Genomic DNA, 9,451 nt, shown 5'->3' with positions numbered 1-9,451 from the left:
CCACGTACCTGAAACGCTCGTATCTCAAACGTCGATACAGACTCCTGGGATAAAACTGGCGAGGCAAAGCCGGCCAGCGCAAGCGCCAGAACCATATGGGCTGGCGCGACCCGCCACTGATTTCTCGCGAATCTCAAAATCATACCCCCTTGCCGAAAGCGGCAGCGCAGCCGGCGGCCGCACCGTCGCCTTCGTCAAAAAAATGCGGGCGCGGCGATGATCTGTGCCGCCATGCAACGCCCTGTTGACGCAGTGCCCTTAGGGACATGGCGCGGGGGTTCTCAAGACCAAAGCAGACCGGAGGCGCGTTTCGTTTCACTTCGTAAGGTTAGTATGTAAGTTGTATTACACATAGGAATGAGATATGGCAGACATGTTGTCGCACAATAAATACAATTACTGGAATTTATGGCCAAAAATAATGAATCTATATTTTGGAACAGCAAAATATACGCCATGATGAATTATCATGACGCCATATATTATTCGCCCCCTCCTGTTCAGGAGGGATATCTAGCCGCGCCGGGATCGAAAGGCGCGCGCCCTTGTCTGGCTGGGCGTCTCACCGAAATGGCGCTGATAAGCCCGGTTCAGCATCCCGGAAGCCCCGAAGCCCGCCGCGAGCGACAGGTCGCTGATCGACCGGCTCTCCGTCTGGCTCTCCAGCCGCAGGCGCACCCATTCCAGGCGGATCTGCTGGACATGCTGGGTGATGGTGACGCCGAGGCAGGTGCGGAAATTGCGGCGCAGCGTGCCGACCGTGACTCCTGCCACCGGAACCAGGTCATGGGCCGACCAGCCATGCTGCGGATTGGCGCGAATCTGCTCGACCGCGCGCTGGACCGATCGGGCGACCGGGAACAGCGTCGCCGCCATCGGCTCTTCCAGCAGCGTGGACACGAGGTCGGCCAGCGTTCGCCGTTCCAGCAGGATGTCGTCGAGCCCGGAATATTCCAGCCGGCTGACCGCCGCCGGCCTTGGCAAGGCGGTTCCGGCCTGTGCGGCCGACCAGCCGAAAACATGGTCGATCGCCGCCAGTCTGCGGGGTTCGCCCGTGGCACGCGAAGCCTCCGCCTGAACGGCGGCGCGTGGAATGTGCAGCATGAGCGCGCGGGAGCCGGCGGCCCATATGCAGGTGGTGCGGCTGCCCGCCGCGAGCAGGAGCGCCGAACCGGCGCCGAGCCTGCCATTGCCCCCGCTGCCGTCCGGCACGAGCATCGAGCCGGCGATGGGCAGGACGACATGGATCATAGTATCCCCGGACGTCAGCGCGACGGCGCGCTGCCGGGGAAAGGCGCGGTAATCGAAGTCCATCCGGCCGATCCTGAAGCGCTGGCGCAGGATCGCCGTGCGCTCCGACATGGCCTGCGGCGACGGCGCAAGCGAGCGGGCCGCGGCAAGCGCGGCCGGCGGGCAGCCGGCGCCCGGGGACTGGATCGTGGTGGCCGATATGCGTTGCATCGTCATGGTCCTCGAACTGAAGACCAGCGCCGCGAAATCGAACGAAACGACTTTTTCGCTTCCGGCGTTTTTTTTGCCGCGCCCTTTTCCGGCCACATCGCCGCATCGCGGAAACTGTCATCAAAAACGCGCCAAACGCCGCTTACGGGCGGAGCATTTTGATGACAAAGGGGTGACTCCAGCGCGATGAGGCGGCTGTTGCCAGAGCGGTTCCTGGGCGGATTCCTGTCGCTCTCCCTGCACCTCGCGGCGGGCCTCGCGCTGCTGACGGCGTGGAAGGAGGGCACGCCTCTCAAAGACCCTCTGGGCGGCAACGAAGGCTCGGTGCTGGTGGTGGAGCTGATCCCGCTCGACCGAGAAGACATGGCAAGCGAGCGCCAGGCCGCCCGCGACCAGGAGGCCATGGAGCCGATTCCACAACGGGCACCGCCGGTGGACAGGGGCGGCGAAGGCGATCGGCAGCCTGTCAGCAGCGCCGCCGCCGGCCCCGAATCCCGGTTGCCGCGTCTGGCCGCGGAGACCCGCGCCGATTCGCGCGCCATGGCCGAACTGCCAAGCGCCGAAGTGCTGGCCTACAGGCAGCGCCTGGAATCGCATCTGGCCCGCTACCGCCTCTATCCGGCTTCCGCACGCGAGGGCGGACGCGAAGGAGTCGTCATGCTGCATTTCGAGATGACGCACGACGGCAAGGTGCTGAAGGCCTGGGTGGGGGAAAGCTCCGGAGTCGCCGACATAGACCGCGAAGCCGTCGCCGCGGTCCTGCGCGCGCAGCCGCTTCCACCTTTCCCGCAAAGCTGGCCCGGCCAGCTCGACATCATCCTGCCTGTCAGCTTCCGGCTGGGATGAAGGCGGTTGCGCGGATTTCTTCCAGCAGCGCTTGCCGGGGCAACCCCTGGCTTGCTGTCGTCACGGCGATGCTGCTTCTCCCACCGGCGACTGCCGGCGCGCAGCCCGCAGCCTCGCCACCGGCGGTGGACGATGGCGAGCGGCATTACAGCATTCCCTCCCAGCCCGTCGCGGCGGCGCTGGCGAGGTTCGCGCGGCTGAGCGGCGTGAACATCATCTACCCGCAAAGCCTCGCCGGCAACCGCCGTTCCGCCGCAGTGGAGGGCGTGCTGCCCGCGCCGGTCGCCCTGCGGCAGCTGCTGGAGGGAACGGGGCTGACGGCGCGTTTCACAGGCCCGGCCTCCGCGATCATTTTCGCGAAGGACGGCAGCCCGGCACCGCCGCCGACCGCGGGCAAGGCCGAAGGCAGGCCGGCGCTTCGCCTCGACATGGCGGAGGTGCGGGCGCCCCGCCTGGTCGGCAAGCCGGACCGCAGCCTGTTCAGCCATTATGCGCTGCGGGTGCAAAGGGAGATCTTCGAGCGGCTGAAGCAGGACGGCGCCTATGAAGGCCGGAGGTTCCGGATCGAGATCGCCGTCACCGTCGAGCCGGACGGGCGGATCGGCGGCCTCGCCTTCCTCCGCCCGAGTGCCGAGCCGGACTGGGACGAGCGGGTTCGGACGCTTCTGCTGGGCCAGACCATCAGCCTGCCGCCGCCCGACGGGCTGGTGGAGACGATGCGCTTCGAGGTGGAAGCGGACAGCCTCAGCGACCGGCCGGCGCGCGGTGGCGCCTTGCAGAATGGTCCGGGGCAAAATGGTCCGGGGCTCCGCCGATGAGCGCAACCCGCGCCGACCTGAAGGCGTCGCTCGTCGCCCGCTACACGCAGCTGCGCGACCGGCTGGCGGCGCGCCTCGGCTCGCAGGAACTGGCGGGCGAGGCGCTGCACGAGACCTGGCTGAAGCTGAACGACGTGCACGACGAAGCACCGGTCGCCGACCAGGACGCCTATCTCTACCGCGCGGCGATCAACATGGCCTCCACCCTCAACGCCCGGCAGCGCCGGGCGCTGGGCGACCGGGACATAGAGGATATCTTGAAGGTCGCCGACGACGCCCCCGGCCCGGAGCGGGTGGCGATCGCCAGAAGCGAACTCGCCCATGTCTGGAAAGTGCTGGAGGAACTGACGCCGCGCCAGCGCCATATATTCCTCGAAAGCTTCTCGGGAACGATGGGCCACAGGGAACTGGCGGAGCATTATGGAGTCAGCGTCCGGATGATCCAGATCGACCTGCGCAACGCCATTCTGCACTGCGCGCGCCGCTCGCGGCGAAAAAATCCTTTCGCAGAGCGAGCCGCTCGCGTGTCTACCAGATAGAAAGGGCTGTATTGAGGATGCCGATGCCGGTGCGTTTCCCCGACATGGACAGGCTGCGCGCATGACGAATCGTCAGATTCGTCAGGACGATATCGACGACGCCTTGCTGGTCGAGGCGGCGGACTGGCTGGTGTGCCTGACGTCTGGAGAAGCGACCCGGGAGGATGCCGCGCGGCTGGAACAGTGGCGCACGACCAGCCCGGCGCATGAAGCCGCGTTCCGCGAAGTGGCCGGCGTGCGCAGCTTCGCGCAAGTGGCCAGCCGCAGCCGCAAGCCGCCCGCCGTCAGCCGCCGCGCGGTGCTCGCCGGCGGCGCCACCGCGGCGCTCGCCGTGGCGATGATCGGGGCCACCCGGCCTCCGTTCGGCCTCTGGCCCACCTATGCGGAACTGACGGCCGATCACCGCACGGCGGTGGGCGAGCGCTTCGCCTTCGCGCCCGCTGCCGGAGTCAAGGTGGAGATGAACTCCCGCACGGCGCTGTCGCTGATCGACGGCGACCGGGGCATCGACCTGGTGACGGGCGAGGCCTTCGTCAACGCCGCCGACCTGCACCGGCCCTTCCGGGTGGTGGCCGGACGCCTGCGGGCGGCCGCCAGCACGGCGCAGTTCAATGTGCAGACGATGGCGGACGGGGTGCGCATCGCCTGCGTCGGCGGCGAAGTGGAATGCCGGGGCGGCGACGCGCCGGTCACGCTCCGCGCCAACGAGCAGATGACGCTGATGACGGACGGCAGCGTCCGCCACAACCGGATCGACGCCCATAAGGCGACTGCCTGGCGGCATGGGCTTCTGGTGTTCGAGGGCGCCCCGCTGTCCGAGGTGGTGGAACAGCTCAATCTCTATCGACCGGGGCGGATCGTCCTTACCAACGCCTCGACCGGCACCCTGCCGGTGAACGCGGTGTTCCACACCGACCGCATCGACGACGCCGTGGCGCAGATGCAGCAACTGCTGAACCTCAGGGTCCGCCATCTGGCCGGCGGTGTCGTGCTGATGAGCTGAGGGCCCGGATCGCGGCGCCATGCCGCCCTCAGCGGCGGACGAAGAATTCGATCGGCACCGACAGTTCCAGCGTATCCGGCCTGTCGTCCGGGATGGGTGGAAACGGCTGGGCGCGGCGGACGGTGTCGAGCGCCGCCCGATCCAGCAGCGGGGAGCCCGACGAGCGCGCGATCTCCACGGACAGCAATTGCCCCTGCCGGTTCATCCGAAAGCGGACATAGGCCACGCCCTCCTCGCGCCGGGCGCGCGCGGCGCCCGGATAGCGGCGATATTTGCCCAGATGCGCCAGCAGCCGGGCCTCCCATGTCGCTTCGGCGTCGCTCGACAGCCGGGCGGCCGGCTGCGCGTGGATGGCAGCGGGGGCGGTGGTCTCCGGCACCGCCTCGGCGGTTTCCGAAGGCCGCGCGGCCTGCGGCAGCGGGGTGGCGCTCTCGGCGCGCGTGGGCGGCCGGATTTCGGGCGGCGGCTCGTCCTGCACCTCCGGCCGGCGCTGCTCCCGCTCCACCTGCTGCGGGCCTTCCGGCACCTCCTGCGCCGGTTCGGGCGGAGAGGAAGGCGCCAGCAATTCCACCACCAGCGGCGACGGCGCCGGCTCGACGGGCGGATGCGCCACCCGCCATGTCAGCAAGCCGCCGCCCAGGAACAGCGCCAGGATCAGCGCGGTTCCGCCCGCCCCTTTCAGCCGGATGCGCCAGTCGAGCGGCTGGCCGCTGTAGCCGGTGCCGGGGGTGTAGGGCTGGAACTCCGCCACGGCGGGCGGCGCTTCGCCCGTCGCCGTCCTCGCGGGCTGCATCTCCGGCGCCGGGGCTGCCCTCAACATCTGCCGCATCGCATCCCCGTTTCCGCCCGGCCGCCCATCCGGGGATCAGTAATGGAAGGTGAGCGTGCCGCGCACCATGCGGCCGGGCGCCGGGAGCGGCCAGGCGGCGCCGGTCCCGGCTTCGAAATAATAGCGGTCGCCGATATTCTCGGCGCTCAGCCCGAAGGTCAGCGGCCCATGTTCGTAGCTGGCGAACAGGTCATAGACTTCGTAGCGGCGCATGCCGTCGAAATCCCAGCCGGTGCCGCGCACCAGGGTCGCATTGCCGCCGACGGTCAGCTTGCGGTCGAGCAGCCGCACACCGAGCGTGCCGTTGTGCCGGTGCGTCGCCGGCACATATTGCGAGAAGAGATCGCCCCAGCCACCGGCGCCGACGCAGCCTGCGGGCGGCAGGGTGCTGGTCGGGTAGGTGGTGCCGCAGAACTCCACGCGGTCGTTGTTGGTATAGCCGTAATCGGCGAACACCCAGCCGGCGTCATAGGAGACCGAGACTTCATAGCCGACGAAAATGGCCCGCTCGATGTTCATCAGCGGCAGCACGCTGGTGCCGGAGCCGAAGATATAGTCCCGGATATTGTTGTTGAAGCGGCTCAGTCGGATTCCCAGCCGGTCGCCTCGTTCCAGCAGGTTCTCGAACATCAGATTGGTTCCGAATTCGAAGCTGCGCGAGCGCTCGGGCTTCATCAGCCCCTGCACGCAGCGGTAATAGATGGGGCCGTTCGGCCGCGTCTGATAGGGTTCCGCGCCGCCGTTGCAGTTGTTCAGCGTGTTTTCCCGCGCGCTCGGCGCCCGCCAGCCCTCCGCGTGGCGGACGAAGAACTGCAGCGGCTCGGCCGGCTGCAGGGTGATGCCGGCGTGGAAGCTGGTGCCGCCGTCGCTGTTGTCCTCGGCGAAGCGATAGCTTTGCTCGGGATCGAGCGTCGCCTTGTAATGGTCGTAGCGCAGGCCGCCATCCAGCGTGATCCACTCCACGACCGGAAGGCTTCCCGACAGGAACAGCCCGTAGAGCCGGGTTTCCAGCCCGTTCACCTCGGTGTCGCTCTCCAGGCTTTCCTGCTTGTACTGGCCGCCGATCTTCAAGGTGAGCTGGCGGGTGAACAGGGGGATATAGCTCGTGTTGCTCAGGCCGAAACCGAAGCTCTTCGTCTTCACATTCTGCGGCGTCTCGCTGGCGGCGAATTCCCCCAGATAGAGCTTCTCCCGCGTGTCGGCCTTCCAGAGGTCCGCCCTGAGGCCGATCCAGTCATTGTCCGGCTGCCAGGCGTAGTCGAGGCCGTAGCGCTGCTGCTGGGTGCGGCTGGCGGGCGGGAAGAAATCCAGCACGCCGGGGGCGACCTGCGCGCCGGTGTTGGCGTGCTGGACATAGCGGCTTTCGAAATGGTTGAACTTCGCCAGCAGGCTGTGGTCCCCGAAGGCGGCGCGCGCCTTAGCGAGCACGCTCTGGCTGTCGGTGAAGGTGCCGTAGATCTCCTGGCCGGGCTGCCAGTAGGAGAAACTGTCCTTCGCCGAGCCGTCGTGGTAGAAACCGCCGTTCGAGGGATAGTCGCGGTCCACCACCCCGTTGCGCCCAGCGCTGTAATTGCCCGACTGGCGCTTCGAATAGCCGGCCACCACATCGAAACCGTCGGACGGACGGTAGGCGGCGATGAGGCTGCCCGAAGCGTTGACCGACGGCACATCCGCATCGGCCCGGAAGGGAATGAAGCCATAGGTGTCGCTGTAGGCGGGATTCCACCTTGAGGCGGGCACCTCGATCACGGCGCCGGATTTGCAGCGCTCGGCCGTGGTGCTGTTGAGATTGTTCAGCAAGGTGGTGCGGCTGGGGTCGCCGTTGTCGAAGGTGCGCACATATTGGCACCGGGATGTCTCATTGCTGGTTCCGCTGTTGTCCCCCAGCGTGCCGCGCACGCGCACGCCCCACTGGCGGCTGTCGTCGGTGATGATGTCGGCGGCGTTGAAGGTCCGCATCGAAATCGTCCCGCCCAGGCCGCCGCTTTCCAGCCCCGGCCCCTTTTCCACATCGATTCCGGCCACGAAGTCGGGATCGACATAATTGTGCGTGCGGTTGCCGGCATAGGTGACGCGGCTGGCCTGGCTGGTGTCGGTTCCATCCAGCAGCACCTTCACCCGCCCATGGCCCTGAAGGCCGCGCACATTCGGATCGAAGCTGGAGGAGAGGCTGGCGTTGCCCATCTGCACGCCGGTCAGGCCGTTGAACATGTCGGCGGGCGAGGTCTGCGGGATTCTGTCCAGCCTCTGCCGGTTCACGGTGACGACCGGGCGCGGGTCGCGGAAGATGGCGAAGGGGTCGGGGTCTCCGCCCTCCCCCGTTCCGGCCCGGACGATCCCGGCGGCGGCGCCCGCGCCTTCCACCCGCAAGGTGTCGAGCTGCACGCTGCCGTCCGAGGCGTCGGGCGCGGGCTGCAGCACCACGCTGCCGCCGTCCAGCCAGCGCCACGTCAGCCCCGTGCCCGCCAGCAGCCGGCCGAGCGCTTCCGCCGGCGGCTGCTCGCCCTTCACCGCCGACGACATGCGCCCGGCGGTCAGCCCGCCCTCCGCCGTCAGCTGAAGCCCCGACTGGCGGCTGAACAGCACGATGGCGTCGCGGAGCGGCTGCGCCGGGATGTCGAACGCACGGGCCCCAGCATCCTGGGCGGCGGCGGGGGCCGCGACTCCCGCCGCCGTCAGCATGGCGGTTCCCAGCAGCGCACCGGCGACGACCGCCCGCGTTCGACCATAGATACTGCTTTCCCGGCGCATCGACGACATCCCTTCATGGCTCCATAAAGATGCTATTGCGAATTAGCAGCATCTTTTGCTTGACCCGAGTGAGACGAGCCGGGCGGCGTGTTTTTCAGGATTTTTTTCGTGCGTGCCCGCTACAGGCCGCTATCCAACGGAAAAAAGCGGCAAATCAGGCGATGACGATCAGCCAGGGCGTCAGCCGGTGGAGCCGTGCGCCGGTCTGCTCGGCCAGCGCCGCCAGCGCCCGCGCCGGATCGCGCGCATCATAGACCCCATCGACCCGCCTCCGGCCAAGATCGGGCGACAGCAGCAGGATTCGCCCGCCATACCAGGGGCGCAGTTCCTCGATCACGTCGGCGATCGGCCTGTCCCGCACGATCAGGCTTCCGTCGCGCCAGCCGCCCAGCAGCGCCGGATTCTCCACCCCGGCCTGCATCGGATCGCCGGGGTCGATCCGCAGCCATTGGCCGGCCCCCAGCTCCCGCGCGGCGAAGGCGTCGTCCTTCTCCTCCACCCGGACGCGCCCCCGCGCAACGGACACATAGGTCGAGGCGCCCACCCGCCGGACGTCGAAGCTGGTGCCCAGCACTGTTGTCCGCACCGTGCCGGCTTCCACACGGAAAGGCGCCGCCGGATCGTGGCGGACATCGAACCAGGCCTGCCCGGCCAGCAGGCGCACCGTGCGCCCGCCCTTGCCATGGTCGATGGCGATGGCGCTTTTGGGCCCGATCCGAACGCTGCTGCCGTCCGGAAGGCTGAACGCCGCCGTCTCCCCGGCTTGCGTCACATGATCCGAACGCAGGTGGAGCATGGCGCCGGGCGCGAGCCAGATGGCCAGCAGCGCGGCGGCCATGCCAGCCAGCAATGGCGCGCGCCCACGACGGCCCGGAATCCCAAGCCATTTCCGCCGGGGCCGCGTGCGCGGAGGAGCCGGCCAGGCGGTTGAAACAGCGGGCCGCGCCTCCTGCATGAACTCGAACAGGTCCGAAACCGAAGCCCAGGCCTGCACATGCAGCGGATCCTCGTCCAGCCAGGCCTCGAACCTCTCCTGCAACGCCGCGTCGCCCGGCGCTTCGCGCAGGCGGATCAGCCAGTCCGACGCCTGCAGATGCACATCGCGCCCGTTCGTTGGCGTATCAGCGTCCATGGGCAGCCCCTGTCGGCGAAAAGGGAAGCGCGAAGACCTCATATGCGTGAGACGCGCGGGCGCGGGGTTTTT

9 protein-coding genes are annotated in these 9,451 nt (G+C 68.0%); 5 read left to right on the top strand and 4 right to left on the bottom strand.

Annotated features, from left to right (window positions below):
- Window positions 1–513: 513 nt before the first annotated feature.
- A complete protein-coding gene (locus L6Q21_RS17765) occupies window positions 514–1,362 on the bottom strand; it encodes an AraC family transcriptional regulator (RefSeq protein WP_237832094.1) in 849 nt (282 codons plus the stop codon).
- On the opposite strand from L6Q21_RS17765, the gene L6Q21_RS17760 reads away from it, so the two are divergent.
- The 5 genes from L6Q21_RS17760 (at window position 1,361) to L6Q21_RS17740 (ending at window position 4,667) form a co-directional block, all read left to right on the top strand.
- Window positions 1,361–1,651, top strand: a complete 291-nt coding sequence (locus tag L6Q21_RS17760) for a hypothetical protein (protein WP_237832093.1) — start codon at window positions 1,361–1,363, stop codon at window positions 1,649–1,651. The two genes, L6Q21_RS17765 and L6Q21_RS17760, sit on opposite strands and share 2 nt — an antisense overlap.
- Before the next feature lie 8 nt (window positions 1,652–1,659).
- Window positions 1,660–2,307, top strand: a complete 648-nt coding sequence (locus L6Q21_RS17755) for an energy transducer TonB family protein (protein ID WP_237832092.1) — start codon at window positions 1,660–1,662, stop codon at window positions 2,305–2,307.
- Window positions 2,308–2,375: 68 nt separating this feature from the next.
- A complete protein-coding gene (locus L6Q21_RS17750; RefSeq protein WP_237832091.1) occupies window positions 2,376–3,125 on the top strand; it encodes a TonB C-terminal domain-containing protein in 750 nt (249 codons plus the stop codon).
- Entirely contained in the window at window positions 3,122–3,664 is a 543-nt protein-coding gene (locus tag L6Q21_RS17745; protein ID WP_237832090.1) for an RNA polymerase sigma factor, read from the top strand. The genes L6Q21_RS17750 and L6Q21_RS17745 overlap by 4 nt, the downstream gene beginning before the upstream one ends.
- A gap of 61 nt (window positions 3,665–3,725) precedes the next feature.
- The gene (locus L6Q21_RS17740; RefSeq protein ID WP_237832089.1) at window positions 3,726–4,667 is read left to right on the top strand and encodes a FecR family protein; all 942 of its coding nucleotides are present in this window, start codon (window positions 3,726–3,728) and stop codon (window positions 4,665–4,667) included.
- A gap of 28 nt (window positions 4,668–4,695) precedes the next feature.
- Here the strand turns inward: L6Q21_RS17740 and L6Q21_RS17735 are convergent, their stop codons facing one another.
- The 3 genes from L6Q21_RS17735 to L6Q21_RS17725 all read right to left on the bottom strand — a co-directional run bounded on the left by L6Q21_RS17735 (window position 4,696) and on the right by L6Q21_RS17725 (window position 9,379).
- Window positions 4,696–5,460: an energy transducer TonB family protein gene (locus L6Q21_RS17735; protein WP_237832088.1), complete on the bottom strand. Its 765-nt coding sequence runs from the start codon at window positions 5,458–5,460 to the stop codon at window positions 4,696–4,698.
- A gap of 72 nt (window positions 5,461–5,532) precedes the next feature.
- Window positions 5,533–8,247 (bottom strand): TonB-dependent receptor, encoded by a 2,715-nt coding sequence (locus L6Q21_RS17730; RefSeq protein ID WP_237832087.1) that lies wholly within the window; start codon window positions 8,245–8,247, stop codon window positions 5,533–5,535.
- Window positions 8,248–8,401: 154 nt separating this feature from the next.
- Complete coding sequence (locus tag L6Q21_RS17725; RefSeq protein ID WP_237832086.1) at window positions 8,402–9,379, bottom strand: FecR family protein; 978 nt, start codon at window positions 9,377–9,379, stop codon at window positions 8,402–8,404.
- Window positions 9,380–9,451 lie beyond the last annotated feature (72 nt).

Source organism: Sandaracinobacteroides sayramensis (assembly GCF_022014495.1).
Lineage (GTDB): Bacteria > Pseudomonadota > Alphaproteobacteria > Sphingomonadales > Sphingomonadaceae > Sandaracinobacteroides > Sandaracinobacteroides sayramense.
The sequence above is the reverse complement of the archived record's forward strand: the minus strand, read 5'-3'. Positions and strand labels throughout refer to the sequence as shown.